The sequence below is a fragment of the Erythrobacter sp. genome, from assembly GCA_019739335.1.
GTDB lineage: Bacteria > Pseudomonadota > Alphaproteobacteria > Sphingomonadales > Sphingomonadaceae > Alteraurantiacibacter.
In genome coordinates, this window is sequence record CP073261.1 from 1,164,828 (window position 1) to 1,178,905 (window position 14,078).

At 63.5% G+C, this 14,078-nt stretch carries 15 protein-coding genes; 4 read left to right on the top strand and 11 right to left on the bottom strand.

The window, feature by feature from the left end; all coding sequences use genetic code 11:
* The first annotated feature begins 174 nt into the window (after positions 1-174).
* Positions 175-2,493, top strand: a complete 2,319-nt coding sequence (locus tag JY451_05695; protein ID QZH76053.1) for an EAL domain-containing protein — start codon at positions 175-177, stop codon at positions 2,491-2,493.
* 263 nt (positions 2,494-2,756) lie between these two features.
* On the opposite strand, the gene JY451_05700 is transcribed toward JY451_05695, so the two are convergent.
* From JY451_05700 to JY451_05730, 7 genes are all read right to left on the bottom strand, one after another.
* Positions 2,757-4,472: a cadherin-like domain-containing protein gene (locus JY451_05700; GenBank protein ID QZH76054.1), complete on the bottom strand. Its 1,716-nt coding sequence runs from the start codon at positions 4,470-4,472 to the stop codon at positions 2,757-2,759.
* Positions 4,473-4,637: 165 nt separating this feature from the next.
* Positions 4,638-5,279, bottom strand: coding sequence for a YihA family ribosome biogenesis GTP-binding protein (locus JY451_05705; protein QZH76055.1), 642 nt, complete (start codon positions 5,277-5,279; stop codon positions 4,638-4,640).
* A gap of 10 nt (positions 5,280-5,289) precedes the next feature.
* Positions 5,290-7,047 (bottom strand): membrane protein insertase YidC, encoded by a 1,758-nt coding sequence (gene yidC / locus JY451_05710; protein ID QZH76056.1) that lies wholly within the window; start codon positions 7,045-7,047, stop codon positions 5,290-5,292.
* A gap of 38 nt (positions 7,048-7,085) precedes the next feature.
* Entirely contained in the window at positions 7,086-7,295 is a 210-nt protein-coding gene (yidD, locus tag JY451_05715) for a membrane protein insertion efficiency factor YidD (protein QZH76057.1), read from the bottom strand.
* A complete protein-coding gene (gene rnpA / locus JY451_05720) occupies positions 7,292-7,666 on the bottom strand; it encodes a ribonuclease P protein component (GenBank protein ID QZH76590.1) in 375 nt (124 codons plus the stop codon). Before rnpA ends, yidD begins: the two co-directional genes overlap by 4 nt.
* Before the next feature lie 164 nt (positions 7,667-7,830).
* Positions 7,831-7,965: a 50S ribosomal protein L34 gene (gene rpmH, locus JY451_05725; GenBank protein QZH76058.1), complete on the bottom strand. Its 135-nt coding sequence runs from the start codon at positions 7,963-7,965 to the stop codon at positions 7,831-7,833.
* 70 nt (positions 7,966-8,035) lie between these two features.
* Complete coding sequence (locus tag JY451_05730; GenBank protein QZH76059.1) at positions 8,036-8,767, bottom strand: alpha/beta hydrolase; 732 nt, start codon at positions 8,765-8,767, stop codon at positions 8,036-8,038.
* Between the two features lie 126 nt (positions 8,768-8,893).
* Here JY451_05730 and JY451_05735 point away from each other — a divergent pair, with 126 nt between their 5' ends.
* Both JY451_05735 and JY451_05740 read left to right on the top strand, forming a co-directional pair.
* Positions 8,894-10,390: a YifB family Mg chelatase-like AAA ATPase gene (locus tag JY451_05735; protein QZH76060.1), complete on the top strand. Its 1,497-nt coding sequence runs from the start codon at positions 8,894-8,896 to the stop codon at positions 10,388-10,390.
* Complete coding sequence (locus JY451_05740) at positions 10,387-10,962, top strand: manganese efflux pump (protein ID QZH76061.1); 576 nt, start codon at positions 10,387-10,389, stop codon at positions 10,960-10,962. The genes JY451_05735 and JY451_05740 overlap by 4 nt, the downstream gene beginning before the upstream one ends.
* Here JY451_05740 and JY451_05745 read toward each other — a convergent pair.
* Positions 10,959-11,426 (bottom strand): helix-turn-helix transcriptional regulator, encoded by a 468-nt coding sequence (locus JY451_05745; GenBank protein QZH76062.1) that lies wholly within the window; start codon positions 11,424-11,426, stop codon positions 10,959-10,961. The two genes, JY451_05740 and JY451_05745, sit on opposite strands and share 4 nt — an antisense overlap.
* A gap of 158 nt (positions 11,427-11,584) precedes the next feature.
* Between JY451_05745 and JY451_05750 the strand changes: the two genes are divergently transcribed.
* Positions 11,585-11,893: a hypothetical protein gene (locus tag JY451_05750; GenBank protein ID QZH76063.1), complete on the top strand. Its 309-nt coding sequence runs from the start codon at positions 11,585-11,587 to the stop codon at positions 11,891-11,893.
* A gap of 93 nt (positions 11,894-11,986) precedes the next feature.
* On the opposite strand, the gene JY451_05755 is transcribed toward JY451_05750, so the two are convergent.
* The 3 genes from JY451_05755 to galE form a co-directional block, all read right to left on the bottom strand.
* The gene (locus JY451_05755; protein QZH76064.1) at positions 11,987-12,607 is read right to left on the bottom strand and encodes an HAD family phosphatase; all 621 of its coding nucleotides are present in this window, start codon (positions 12,605-12,607) and stop codon (positions 11,987-11,989) included.
* 71 nt (positions 12,608-12,678) lie between these two features.
* The gene (gene ykgO / locus JY451_05760) at positions 12,679-12,804 is read right to left on the bottom strand and encodes a type B 50S ribosomal protein L36 (GenBank protein QZH76065.1); all 126 of its coding nucleotides are present in this window, start codon (positions 12,802-12,804) and stop codon (positions 12,679-12,681) included.
* 207 nt (positions 12,805-13,011) lie between these two features.
* Entirely contained in the window at positions 13,012-14,031 is a 1,020-nt protein-coding gene (gene galE / locus JY451_05765) for a UDP-glucose 4-epimerase GalE (protein QZH76066.1), read from the bottom strand.
* Positions 14,032-14,078: the final 47 nt, after the last annotated feature.

Sequence of the window (14,078 nt, forward strand, 5' to 3'; positions counted from 1 at the left end):
CTTGTCGCCCCGCAGGTAGCCATCGGGGCCGGATGTGTCGAGGCTGAACCCGGTCCTGCGGAGCTATCGGCCCGGTCCACCGGTGAGATGTAAAAAGGCTTACGGGTTTCTTTACCATCTTCTGCGAAAGCGAAGGCATCGCCCTGAGCGAAACCGGTTGCATGAAGGTGATGAGTGGTCGGACCAAAGCCGACAGGACGGGCCAAGGCCCACAGGATCGAAAGGCTGCGCCAGGTGGTGTGGGCCGGACTGATCTCGCTTGTGCTGGCCTTCCTTACAGTGCTCAGCCCGGTCGACATCTTCCTCTGGATTGCGCAGAGCCGGATCGCCAGTGTCGAGGCATCGGGCGAAATCGTCTACCTCACCAGTGGACAGGATCTGGCCGATCCCGCATTTCCCGAGAGGCGGCGCCATCTGGCGCAGCTGGTCGACCGGCTGGACGACGCCGGAGTATCGGCAGTCTATGTCGATGCGGTGTTCGATCAGCCCACAGATACTGCCACGGACAGCAATTTGAATGCCGCATTGCGTGATTTCGGAGGCCGGGCTTTCCTGACCCAAAGCGTTCGCACGGGAATAGACGGTGAACCCATCCGGGTACGCTCGACAGTCCAAGTGCGAGAGGGGGTTCAGCAGGTCGGCGGGTACCTCTACAAGGATTTCACAGGCTATGCCTGGAACGCCTTCTATGTTGTCGATCATGGTGATGGCGAGTTGCCCAATCTGTCTGCCCAGATTGCGGGAATAGAAGGCGCGCCTGACGAACGCTTCCCTATAAACTACAATTTCGACCTTGAGACGATACCCTTGCTAACCTTAAGCAATGGATTGGCCCAGGACGCAGATCTCTCAACTCTGGCGGGAAGATCGGTAGTCATCGGTAGCGAAAACCGGATCGACGGATCGACTTTCAACGTTCCCGGCCTGCCGGAGGTTTCTCCGACGCTGGTGCATGTTCTGGCTGCGGAGACATTGCTGAAAGGCCGCACGGTGCTGATCAGCGGCTGGTTTTCCGCGCTCATTGCGATCGCTACGCTCGCCGGCGCCGCAATGATCCGCGCCCGCCGAAGGCGGCGAGGTATCTACCTGGCGATAGTACTCGCAATTCCGATCGCACTGTTGGCGACGGCCCAACTGGGTTGGCGTGTAGAATTTTCGCCGATGCTCGGGGTCGTCGGGATTTACGGCATTTTTCGCTTGCGGGCGATCTGGAAAGATTCCTTCGCCCTGATCGACCCCGAAACCAGCCTTCCTTCTTTCGCAGCCCTGGAAGCCAGTAAGGATGTTGCCGATACGGTGCCCGCGATCATCGTCGCCAAAATCCAGCGCTTCGAACAGGTCCGGAGGACCCTGCCAAAGGAATTGCACGCCGAATATATCCTGCGGATCATCGCGCGGTTGAAGGCCGCCACACAGGACGCCACCATTTACATCGGTCAAGGCCACATGATCGCCTGGACCGTGCCGGAGAAGGACCCTGCCCTCCTGCGCGAACATCTCGAAGGTCTGCGCGCACTTTTTGGCTCGCCGCTGATCGTGGGCGAAAGCCAGGTCGATGTGGGCATTACTTTCGGCGTCGATATCACCCCCAGCCCCAAGGTCACCCGCCGCCTTGCCTCCGCTGTGGACGCTGCGGAAAGGACCAACGAAACCTACGATCCGATCGCCATCGCCGACAGTTCTTCGGATGAAGACCTGATCTGGAATATTTCCTTGCAAGCGCGCATCGATACCGCGCTTTCCAACGGGGAAATCTATCTGGTCTACCAGCCCAAGGTGATGGTGCAGACGGGCGAAATCATCGGCGTGGAAGCACTGGTCCGGTGGAAAGACCCGATGAAGGGCCACATTCCGCCAGACAATTTCATTCGCCAGTGCGAAACCGTTGGTCGGATGAGCCATCTGACCCGCTTCGTACTGGAAGAAGCCTGCAATGCCGGCAATGCCTTCGACGAACACGGGCTCGGCATCCCTGTTTCCGTGAACATATCCGCCACGCTGGTCCACGAACGCGGAATTGTGACGATGGTGGCCGAAGTGTTGAAGAAGACCGGCTTCGATCCGCGCCGCCTGACGCTCGAAATTACCGAGACCTTCCGGATTTCCAGCATCGACAGCGCGGCCGAGGTCCTGGGTGAACTGAAGGCGCTGGGCATCAAGATATCGATGGACGATTTCGGCGTCGGCGCAGCAAGTCTTGAGGCATTGCTGCGGCTGCCGTTCGGCGAACTCAAGATCGACCGCCTTTTCATCTCCCGCATAACCACAGATCCCAAGGCCCTCGGTATCGTTTGCAATGTCCTGCGCCTGGGCAAGGACCTGCGAATCATCGTTGTGGCCGAGGGGGTGGAAGACGCCGGGACGTTAAACCTCTTGCGCGAATCGGGCTGCCTGGTGGCGCAGGGATACGCTATTTCCCGGCCAGTGGAATTCGATAGAATTGTTGCTTTTCAAACGGCTAGGAAAATCCTGCCAATCGAGAACATGGTTTAGACTTTACAAACATAGGTGGTTAACGCATTGCTAACCCTCCATAACAGGAGATTAGCAATGGGTGGATTTTGGGACTGGTTGCTCGGTGGTCGTCACTCGGGCTAATTCCAGCGAAATCGAATTTGAAAAAGGGCGTTGTGGGCGCCCTTTTTTATTGCCTGAAGCGCGAGCGTGCGGTCCGCACCTGCAAACCTCCGGAAAGAAGAAGGGCCGCCCCGCCGGTTGCCCGGCGAGACGGCCCCTTCTGCATCCCGGTCCTGCGATCAGATATCGTAGGACGCGGGCAGCACGCCATCGACGGTGATCGTCGCATCGAGCACGCTGCCATCGTCGAAAGTGATCTGCACCAGCACCTCGCTGTCATCGCCCAGATAGGGTGACAGTTCATCCACGCTGGTGTTGATCGACAGACCGAACGGCCCCGAAACGAGATCGGTCTCGTCAATCTCCGCCACCACGACGCCGTCCACCGTCAGCACCAGATCGGTGACCGAGCCCGAGGGGATCGGCGATCCCAGCAGCGCGGCACCAAGTGCATCGGTGTTGTTCACGAATTGCGCCCCCCCGGTGTTGTCGAGTGCATTGAGGAACTGTGGATCCAACGGCGTCGCAGAGCCATCCAGTCCGATGCCGGAAATCTGCGCGCCGTAATTGACGATCAGGTCCTGCACCTCATCGGTATAGGCGGCGATACGCTGCGCGATCGTGCCGCTGGGCACAGTCGGTATGCCGTCGGACAGGAAATAGACGAAGTTGTTTTCCGTCCCCGTCGGATCCAGCACAGCCAGTTCAGCCAGCACCGAATCCAGCGCCGCTTCGTAATTGGTGGTGCCACCATAATCCAGCCCGGTCAGATAGCTGTTGATACCCGCTATGTTACCACTGCTGAAGGTAGTGGTGCTGAACGCCCCGCCAGCAGAAGCAACGGTCGTCGGGTCGGCAGTATTGTTGAACGGCACGATGGTGACCGTGACATTGCCCGGCGGGAAGCCGAGCGACTGGATTTCGGCCGTGAGCGCCAGCAGGCTGGCGATCTCGGCATCGAGCACGGTGTTCGGCCTGCCGTCACCATTCACATCTCCCACCGGTGTGCCGGCGAAAGTTCCCTGCGTGCTGCCGGAAATGTCAATCACATAGAAAATGTTGATGATCGGCTGCGCCACCAGCCCCAGGCCGACTTCGATGGTGATGCTGGCATCCCCGTCATTCGTCTGCCCTTCGCCGCTCAGCGTCAGGGTAACGTCCTGCCCGTTGACCAGCGTGGTGGTTTCCGAATCGCTGACGATCGGCGGGGTGAACACGCCTTCGCCCTGCACGGTGATGACCGCTGTGGCGGTATCGGATCCGCCCGAACCATCGGAAATCGTGTACTCGAATTCCACCGTCGCTGTCTGGCCCACCGAGAGTCCGGCGAAAGTCGTGCCCGGATCGAACACCACGTTACCCAGACCGTCGATGGACACGCTGCCTTCGACCGGCTGGGTGACGCTGACCACGGTAAGCGGATCGGCGTCATCGTCGGTATCGTTGGCCAGCACGTCGAGAATGGTGGTGCCGCTTTCGGAAACCGCGAAGGCATCGTCCACCGGGTCGGGCGGCGTGTTATCGCCGGTGATCGTCACCGTCACCGTGGCATAGCTGACCCGGCCATTGGCCATGCGAATCGAATAGGTGAAACTGTCCTCGGCGATTTCACCTGCGCCGAGATAGTCGAACGCCGTGCCTGCATCGTAAAGCACCTGCCCGCCGACGAAACTGATGCTCGCCCCGCTGTCGAGCCAGATGGTATCGCCCTCTTCGGTCAGAATGCCCATGTCATCCTGCACCAGCCCCCACAGGCTGCTGGCATTGGCCGCCAGATCGTTGGCGGCCACATCGATCAGCACGCTTTCCCCTTCCAGCACGGCTGCCGAATCTGCCCGCGCCTGCGGCCCGGCACGCACGTTGCGCACCGGCTTTTCGCTATCCACCTTTGGCATTGGAAATTCCCCTTCCAGATCACTGCCGCCCGATCCACCCCGCTGCCCCCATGCAACGGAATGTGAACGGCGATCGTCAGCGAACCGAAGGTATCTGGACTGTTATCCCGTGCGCACCTTAAGCGTATTTTTACCTAAAATCCAGCGGCAGCAGGAAACTTCAGACTACTGCCGGACATCCTGCAAGATGGCGGCGCGCAATTCGTCCAGGCCCATGCCCTTTTCGGCACTGGTTACATGGACTTGCGGATAGGCGGCGGGATGTTTGCGCGCTTCTTCGACCACCTTTGCGGTGGTTTCTTCAAGCTCGCTGGCCTTGATCTTGTCGGCCTTGGTCAGCACCAGCCGATAACCGACCGCCGACTGATCCAGCATCGCCATCATGTCACGGTCCGATTCCTTCAGACCGTGGCGGCTGTCCACCAGCACCATCGTCCGCTTGAGCACCACGCGCCCGCGCAGGAAAGTGCGCACCAGGCTGCGCCACTTCTCGGCAACCTTGAGTGGGGCTTTGGCAAATCCATAGCCAGGCATGTCGACCAGCCGGAACTGGGTGGGGTCGCCGACTTCAAAGAAATTCAATTCCTGCGTCCGCCCCGGCGTCACCGAAGCGCGGGCAATCGACTTGCGCCCGGTCAACGCGTTGATAAGCGAGCTCTTGCCGACATTGGAACGCCCGCAAAAGGCGACCTCCGGGTAATCGGCTCCCGGCAGGAATTTCAGCTGCGGCGCGGAGAGCAGGAATTCCACCCGCCCCGAAAACAGCCGCCGCGCTTCTTCCGCCAGTTCCTGCTCTTCCTCGGTCACCCTTCGGCCCCTACCCTTCGGCCTTGGCGCGCTCGGCTGCGCGCGCCTTCTCTTCGCGCTCCTTCGCCATCGCCGCCTTCAGCTCCGGGTTGCGCGCGTAGAGGTACTTCTGCTGTGCCAGCGTCAGGATGTTGTTGCTGATCCAGTAGAGCAGCAGCCCGGCTGCAAAGGGTGCCATCACGAACATCAGCAGCCACGGCATGATCATGAAGATCTGCTGCTGCATCGGGTCCATCGCTGCCGGATTGAGCTTGAACTGGAGCCACATGGTAACCCCCAGCAACACCGCCAGCACACCGATGGCAAGAAAGCCCGGGGGCGTAAAATCAAGCAGGCCGAACAGGTTCAGGATCGTCGCCGGATCGGGCGCGGAGAGATCGCGCAGCCAGCCAAAGAACGGCTCGTGCCGCATTTCGATGGCCAGCAGCAGCACCTTGTACAGCGCGAAGAAGATCGGGATCTGGATGAAGATCGGCAGGCATCCTGCCAGCGGATTGACCTTCTCCTCCTTGTAGAGCTTGGCCATCTGCTGTTGCAGCTCGGCCTTGTCGTCCTTGTAGCGTTCCTGCAGCGCCTTCATCTTGGGCTGCACCGCACGCATCTGCGCCATCGAGTGGAACTGCTTTTGCGCGATGGGGAACATTATCAGGCGGATGATCAGTGTGAGGCAGATGATCGCCACGCCGAAATTGCCGACCAGCCCGAACAGGAAGATCAGCACCTGCCACATCGGCCAGGCGATCCAGCTGAACCAGCCCCAATCGATGGCGTTGCCGAACAGCGGTACGCCCTGCGCCTGGTATTCGGACAGCACGCCGCTTTCCTTCGCCCCTGCAAACAGGCGGGTGGTGCGGGTGACGGTCTCGCCCGCCGCAACATTGACCGGATCATACAGCAGGTCGGCGCGATAATTGGCGCCACCTGCCGAACGGAATGTGCCAGATGCCGCCTGATCGTCCTGCGCCACCAGCGCGGACATCCAGTAGATATCGGTAAACCCGATCCAGTCGGTGCCGCTGCCCAGATTCACCGGGCCTTCTTCGAGCACCTCGTCGTAATCCCAGTCGAAATTCACTCCTTCGCCGCCAGCGGCAATGGGGCCGGAATGGACGTTGAACGAACTGGGGCTGGCATTCACGCTGGTGCGGTTGACGAAGGCATAGGGGCGCAGCGCCACGGTGCCTTCCCCGGTGTTGCTGACGGCCTGAGTGACGGTGAGCATATAGTGCTCGTCAATCGCAAAGCGCAGGCGGAATTGCAGCCCCGCGCCGTTATCCCACCCCAGTGTGACCGGCGTTTCCTGCGTGAGCACGTCGCCCTGCACGACTCGCCACGGAGTACTCGCATCGGGCAGCGTCACGCCTTCACCCACCCAGCCGAACTGGGCGAAATGCTGGCCTGCCGTGCCTGCGGGAGAGAACAGGCGGATCGGGCCGCTGTCGCGTTCCACCGTCTGGCGATGGGTCTTGAGATCGATATCGTCCACCCGCGCACCGACCGGGTTGATCGAACCGCTGATTTCGGGCGCGTCGATCCGCACCCGCTCGGCGCTGGCGAGTGCAGTCTCGACATCGACCTGCTGCGCCGGGCCGCCATCGACGCCCGGATCGATCGCGCCGTCAACGCGCGCTGCCGGATTGTCTTCGCGGCTGGCCATGTTCGCGGGGACTTCCGGTTCCGGATAGTAGGTCCGCATGGCGAAATCCCAGCCGAACAGCAGGATCGCGCTCAGCACGACGGCGATGATAAGGTTACGCTGGTTGTCCAAGGTATGTCGATCCGTCGAGAAATAGGCTTGCGAGGTCTTTACGGAACCGGGTCATGCCCGTGTCCCCCCCAGGGATGGCAGCGCATTATACGCTTCAAGGCCAGCCATCCACCCCTTATCGCCCCGTAGCGTTCGAGGGACTGGATGGCATAGGCGCTGCACGATGGCTGATAGCGGCAGGTGGGCGGCAGCACCCGGCTGGGGCCAAGCTGCCAGGCGCGGGCGACGAGGATAAGGAGCTGCTTCACGCACGGCGGCTCCGGTTGCCGGTTCGCGGACGGCGGGCGGGATCGCCCCTCCCCTGCGCCGCGCGCTGGAGGGCAATGGCAAGTTCTTCCGCCAATTGTGCAAAATCGCGCTCCACTCCGCCCTCGCGTCCGATCAGCACGTGATCGTGATCGGGCAGTCCATGCGCAGGCAAGGCTGCGCGGAGCAATTCGCGGAACCGCCGCTTCATCCGGTTGCGGACCACCGCATTGCCGATCTTCTTGGTCACGGTAATCCCATAGCGCACCCCTGCCCCGCCATTAGGCCGCGCCAACAGCACGAACCCCGGCCGCGCCACACGCAAACCCCGGTTCGCCGCCAGGAAATCGGCGCGTCTGGTGAGTACGGGAATAGTCACGGGGTGTTATATAAGACTAACACGCAGCCACTTGAAGATGGCAGAAATGCAAACGGGCTCCCGAAGGAGCCCGCAAGGCCGACTGGCCGCCCGCAGCGGGGCCAGCTTGCTGGCCACATAGCGAGGACGAACCCGCGGAGGCGGGCTCGCAAAGAAAATTACGCGCAGAGCTTCTTGCGGCCGCGACGGCGGCGGGCACGCAGGACGTTGCGGCCACCGACAGTGGCCTTGCGGGCGAAGAAACCGTGGCGGCGAGCGCGCACCAGGTTGCTCGGCTGAAAAGTGCGCTTCATGGCGAAAAACCCTCAAACTGAATAAAAAAGGGCCGCCGAACGGACGGCAGCCGCAAACTATGGCGCGCGCTTACGGAAGCACGGGCTGGAAGTCAAGCATTGCGAGGCTAGGGGCGAGGGTAACTCGCGGCGTTTCCTCCGCACCGATCCAGCCGCGCATTTCGCTTCCCGTCAGCCACAGCGCCTCTTCGAAGGGCACCGAATTGGTCATCGCGTAGAACGCCCGCGCTGCGTCCGCCGCCATACCCATTTCGGCGTAATAGTCGAGGTAGCGGCGATGTTCGGGCGCGCTGGCGGGGTAGTCTTCCGCCCCGCGCCCGCGATCGTCGAGCCAGCCGTGGACGGCGAATTCGCTTTCCGGATCGATGGAGCGCGCGGTCCCCGCGAGGAACAGTTCGACCGCGCCCGACCGCACCGATCCACCTGCGGGCGCGCTGGTGGCGAGGCCGTGGGCGCGAATCATCCGCCCGACTTCGAGATTGGCCACATCGTCGTGCGTGCCGGGAGCCTCGACAAATTCGAGCACCTCTACCTGCGGATAGGCCGCGAGCAACGCCGCGAAATGTGCGGGTGCGCGGGCATCGGTCACATCGACCAGCGCAGCGGTGCGGGCATCGATCATCCGAAACGGTCCGAAAGCGGCCAAGGCATTGCGCTCGACCGCTTCATGCTGCGTCGAAACATAGCGCGAAGCGGGAACTTCCTCGATCCATTCCTCGGTGACGATCGTATAGCTTTGCGCCGCCAGCGGGGCGGGCAACAGCGCGAGGAAAGCGGCAAGCAGGGGCAGGCGGAACAGCATTTGTGTAAAATGCGCCGCCGCTCGTTCGCAAACTGCCAAGGCATGGGGTTGCCATCGGGTTAACGCCATTCGCACTCGACAGCGCGCAAGTCTGCGTTATCACCCTCCCCGCAAAGGGGTTCTCGCTTGGTTTCTCTCGTTTCGACCGTCGCCTATCTCGGGCTGGAAGCACGCCCGGTGGAAGTGCAGTGCCATCTGGCCGCCGGAATGCCCAAGTTCCTGGTGGTCGGCCTGCCCGACAAGGCAGTCGCCGAAAGCCGCGAGCGGGTGCAGGCGGCGCTCTCGGCGATGGGCCTGTCGCTGCCGCCCAAGCGGATCACCGTGAACCTCTCCCCTGCCGACCTGCCCAAGGAAGGATCGCACTTCGACCTGCCGATTGCGCTGGCGCTCTTGGGCGCGATGGGGATCGTCGATGCCGAGGCGATCAGCGAATGGGTGGCGGTGGGCGAGCTGGCGCTCGACGGGCGGATCGTCGCTTCGCCCGGGGTGCTGCTGGCAGCGCTGCACGCGAGCGAGACCGAAAAAGGCCTGATCTGCCCCAAGGTGCAAGGGCCGGAAGCGCGCTGGGCGAGCGATGTGAATGTCTGCGCCGCGCCCGATCTCACCAGCCTGCTCAATCACCTGCGCGGCGCGAGCCGGCTGCCCGATCCCGAACCGGGCGAGGTCGAGGAAGCCGCGCACGGGCCGGACCTCAAGCAGGTCAAGGGACAGGAAACCGCCAAGCGGGCGCTCGAAATCGCCGCTGCCGGGGGGCACAACCTGTTGATGAACGGGCCGCCGGGCGCGGGCAAATCGATGCTGGCGGCGTGCCTGCCCGGTATCCTCCCGCCGCTCACCCCAGCAGAAGCCCTGGAAGTGAGCATGGTCGCTTCGGTCGCGGGGACGCTGGAGGGCGGGCGGATCAGTCGCACCCGCCCGTTCCGCGCGCCGCACCATTCGGCGAGCATGGCGGCGCTCACCGGCGGCGGGCTGCGGGTCCGCCCCGGCGAAGTCAGCCTCGCGCATCTGGGGGTGCTGTTCCTCGACGAATTGCCCGAATTCCAGCGCCCGGTCCTCGATTCGCTGCGCCAGCCGCTGGAAACGGGCAAGGTCGATGTCGCCCGCGCCAATGCCCACGTCGCCTACCCCGCGCGGGTACAGCTGATTGCGGCGATGAACCCGTGCCGCTGCGGGCACCTGGGCGATCCTGCGCTCGCCTGCTCGCGCGCCCCGCGCTGCGCGGTGGATTACCAGAGCAAGGTTTCGGGGCCGATGCTCGACCGGATCGACCTGCACGTTGAAGTCGATCCGGTCAGCGCCGCCGACCTCCATTTGCCCCCGCCCGCCGAAGGCAGCGCGCAGGTGGCGGCGCGGGTCGCGGCAGCGCGCGCGCGGCAGGTGGCGCGCGGCGTGCGCTCGAACGCCGAGCTCGATGGCGACCTGCTGGAGACGCACGCCTCACCCGACGAGGCCGGGCGCAAGCTGTTGATGCAGGCCGCCGAAGCGATGCGACTCTCGGCGCGCGGCTACGTGCGGATGCTGCGCGTGGCGCGCACGATTGCCGACCTTGCCGGGGTGGAGCAGATCGGGCGGGTGCATGTGGCCGAGGCGCTGAGCTATAGAAGGCAGGCACCCCGCGCGTGATTGCCGTCCTCGTTCTGGCAGTGGCGCTGGCAATGGACGCCTTTGCGGTCGCGCTGGTGCGCGGGGCGGCAGGGCCGCATTCGGGCTGGCGGGCGCTGGAGACGGGGCTGGCCTTCGGGATAGCTCAGGGGGTGATGCCGCTGATCGGCTGGGCGTTGGGCGCATTGTTCGTCGGCTGGCTGGCTGCGGTGGATCACTGGATCGCCTTTGCCCTGCTCGCCTTCCTCGGCGTCCGGATGTTGCGCGAGGGGCTCGGGGACGAGGATGAAGAGGCCGATAAGAGGGCTGGGGCCGCGCCATCGGGCCGCTCGCACTTCGGCGCGCTCCTGCTTGCCGCGATTGCCACCTCGATCGATGCCGCCGCCGCAGGACTGACGCTGGAGCTGTTCAGTTCGCCCGTGCTGCTATCCTGCGCGCTGATCGGCGGCGTGACGCTGGCTCTGTGCGCCCCGGCCTACTGGTTCGCGGCACGGATCGGCCCGGCGTTAGGCAAGCGGGCGGAAGTCTTCGGTGGGATCGTGCTGATCGGTTTGGGAGTGAAGATACTCGCCGAACACAGCGGCTGGATCTAACAGCAGTCCTTCTTCCACTCGGCGCCCACCTTTTGCCACGCCAGATCATGCCAGCCGATTTCGCGCCCGTCATGGGCGTGCAGTGCGATCGGGGCGATCGGTTGGCCGTCACGGTTGTCTACCAGCACCAGATCGGAGGTGATATTGTCGGCATAGCGTTCGCCCCACTGGCGCAGCGCGAGCATGGCGGGGAGCAGACCTGCGCCCTTTTCGGTCAGCCGGTATTCCACCTTGCGCCGGTCATCCGCGCAGGGCGTGCGCTCCATTACCCCGTGCTCAACCAGCTTGGCGAGGCGATTGGAAAGGATGTTGCGGGCGATGCCCAGCTCGCTGGAGAATTCCTCGAAATGGACCAGCCCGTTGAACGCCGCGCGCAGGATCAGGAACGACCAGCGCTCTCCCATAACTTCCAGCGCATGCGGCAGGCCACAACCCAGTTCGCGCAGCGGTTCTCTGATTCCCATAGGTAAATTCTCTGTCCCGCGCTCTTCCTACAGGGAAAAGCGCGTTTGCCAAAATAATCGCGAATAAAGGGTTGCGAATCAAAACTCGGCTGGATAGGTAGCGTTCGACTACTGGTTGTCAAACGCAACTTACAAATATGTCCACAAGGAGTCCTCCCATGTCGCGCCTCTTCTCCTCGTTGCTCGTCGCCGCCCTGCCGCTCGCCGCTTTCGCTGCGCCGCTGACCGCGCAGACGGCCGCTACTCCCTATTTCAGCGCCGAACTGGCGCAGCCCGCCACCGAGGAGCAGGCCATTGCCGGCGGCGTGGTGTTCACCTGCGAGGGCACCACCTGCACCGGCCCGCGCAGCGGTGACCGCCCACTGCGCGTCTGTTCGGAACTGCGCCGTGAAGTGGGCCAGGTCGCGGCGTTCGCCGTGCGCGGTGAACCGGTGGCGGCAGACGTTCTGGCACGCTGCAACGGCTGAGCCGCAGCATCTCATCCCGCCACCTCCCTCTCCATCCGGGGTGGCATTCCATTGCCCCGGCAACCGCAAGGTTCCGGGGCTCTTTTTTTGGAATCAGCCGATCAGGCCGCGCGCGACCAGGTCCTGCTCCAGCCGCTCCGCATCGGTGAACACGTGCCCCTGCCAGCCGCGCGCAACGGCGGCGGCGATGTTCTCGGGCTTGTCGTCGATGAACAGCAGCGACTGCGGCGGCAGGCCGAAGCGGCGTTCCGCCAGCGCGTAGATTGCCGGGTCGGGCTTGGCGAGCTTCTCGTGGCCGGAGACGACGATATCGCCGAACCCCTCGAATACCGGCTGGCCGGCGTGGAACACGTCCCAGAAGTCGGCACCGAAGTTGGACAGGCCGAACAGCGGCACCCCGCGCGCCTTGAGCCGTTCGATCAGATCGAGCGTGCCGGGGATGTGCTCGGGATAGGTTTCCGCGAATCGTTCGGCGTAGGCGCGGATCAGCGGCTCGTGCTCGGGGAACCGGGCGATTCGCTCGGGCACGATCTCGGCCAGCGGGCGGCCTTCGTCCTGCTGGTGGTGCCATTGCTCGGTGACGACATTGGCAAGGAACCAGTCCAGTTCCGCCGGATCGTCGATCAGCTTTTCGAACAGGTACCGCAGGTCCCAGCGGATGATGACCCGCCCGATGTCGAAGACGACGGCGCCAACGGGATGCGCATCAGACATGCAAAAAGCCCCCGGTTGCGCGGGGGCTTTGCAGGAGACCAATGCCGCGAATCAGGCGCGGCATAGACCGATTAGCCCTGGCGGGCCTTGAACCGGCGGTTGGTCTTGTTGATCACGTAGGTACGCCCGCGACGACGAATCACGCGGCAATCGCGATGGCGGTTCTTCAGCGACTTGAGGCTGTTGCGGATCTTCATGGTTTATTCCTGAAAAATAATGGGCACCGGAGCGGGACTCCGATGCCGGAATTTCAAGCCGCGCCGATAAGGGGGCGAGGCGGTGAAGTCAACCTTCTCTGCGCCGTTTGCTTTTCGCTGCGACCTCCGTCGCAGCGTCCTCGGTGCTGTTCCCTCCGCTGGCGCTACGGGGCGCACCTGCGGGCGGCCGTTCGGCCTTGCGGTTGGCTAGTCGCTGACCGAGCCTCCCCTTATCTCCGCCAGCCGCCGCTCCCAGGCCAGCGCATGGTTCACGATGGCATCGAGATCGGCGTGCTGCGGCTGCCACGGCAGGGTGGCCTTGATCCGCGAGGGATCGGAAATCAGCGCGGCAGGATCGCCCGCGCGGCGCGGGGACATCACGCGATTGAGCTTCAGGTTCGTCACCCGGTCCACTGCGTCCAACACTTCCATCACCGAGAAGCCGCGCCCGTAACCGCAGTTCATCGTCATCGAACGTGCGGGATCGGCGAGCAGCGCTTCCAGCGCCAGCACATGCGCAGCGGCGAGATCGCTGACGTGGATGTAATCGCGCACCCCGGTGCCATCGGGCGTGTCGTAATCGGTGCCGAACACGCTGACATGGTCGCGCTTGCCCAGCGCCGCTTCCACCGCCACCTTGATCAGGTGGGTGGCCCCGGCGGTCGATTGCCCGCTGCGCGCCTGCGGGTCGGCCCCGGCGACGTTGAAATAGCGCAGGGCGCAGTAATTAAGCGGATGCGCGGCGACGGTGTCGGCCAGCATTTGCTCGGTCATCAGCTTGGACCAGCCGTAGGGATTGATCGGAATCTTGGGCGAATCCTCGCGCACCGGCGATTCCTCGGGCACGCCGTAAGTGGCCGCGGTGCTGGAGAAGATGAAGTGCGGCACGCCTGCCGCCACTGCCGCTGCCAGCAGCGCGCGGCTTTTCACGGTGTTGTTGTGGTAATAGTCGAGCGGCTTCTCGACGCTCTCGGGCACCACGATGGAGCCTGCGAAGTGCATGATTGCCCGCGTTCCTTGCTCCGCAAAGATGCGCGCCAGCAATGCGCCGTCTTCGATATCGCCGAGATACAGCGGCACGCCATCGGGAATGGCGAAACGGAAGCCGGTCGTCAGATTGTCGATCACCGCCACCGGCCAGCCGGCATCGCGCAGGGCAAGGACGGCATGGCTGCCGATATACCCGGCGCCGCCGGTGACGAGTACGGGGGGTTTGTAGTCGCTCATGGGAGAAGCCGGTTAGCAGGATCGGGTTAAGGGGCAATGACTTGCAA

Bases quoted from the DNA above. Each gene is read 5' to 3' on its own strand.
- JY451_05700 (QZH76054.1), bottom strand. From the start codon at position 4,472: ATGCCAAAGGTGGATAGCGAAAAGCCGGTGCGCAACGTGCGTGCCGGG.
- rpmH (QZH76058.1), bottom strand. From the start codon at position 7,965: ATGAAGCGCACTTTTCAGCCGAGCAACCTGGTGCGCGCTCGCCGCCAC.
- JY451_05730 (QZH76059.1), bottom strand. From the start codon at position 8,767: ATGCTGTTCCGCCTGCCCCTGCTTGCCGCTTTCCTCGCGCTGTTGCCC.
- JY451_05745 (QZH76062.1), bottom strand. From the start codon at position 11,426: ATGGGAATCAGAGAACCGCTGCGCGAACTGGGTTGTGGCCTGCCGCAT.
- JY451_05750 (QZH76063.1), top strand. From the start codon at position 11,585: ATGTCGCGCCTCTTCTCCTCGTTGCTCGTCGCCGCCCTGCCGCTCGCC.
- JY451_05755 (QZH76064.1), bottom strand. From the start codon at position 12,607: ATGTCTGATGCGCATCCCGTTGGCGCCGTCGTCTTCGACATCGGGCGG.
- ykgO (QZH76065.1), bottom strand. From the start codon at position 12,804: ATGAAGATCCGCAACAGCCTCAAGTCGCTGAAGAACCGCCATCGCGAT.
- galE (QZH76066.1), bottom strand. From the start codon at position 14,031: ATGAGCGACTACAAACCCCCCGTACTCGTCACCGGCGGCGCCGGGTAT.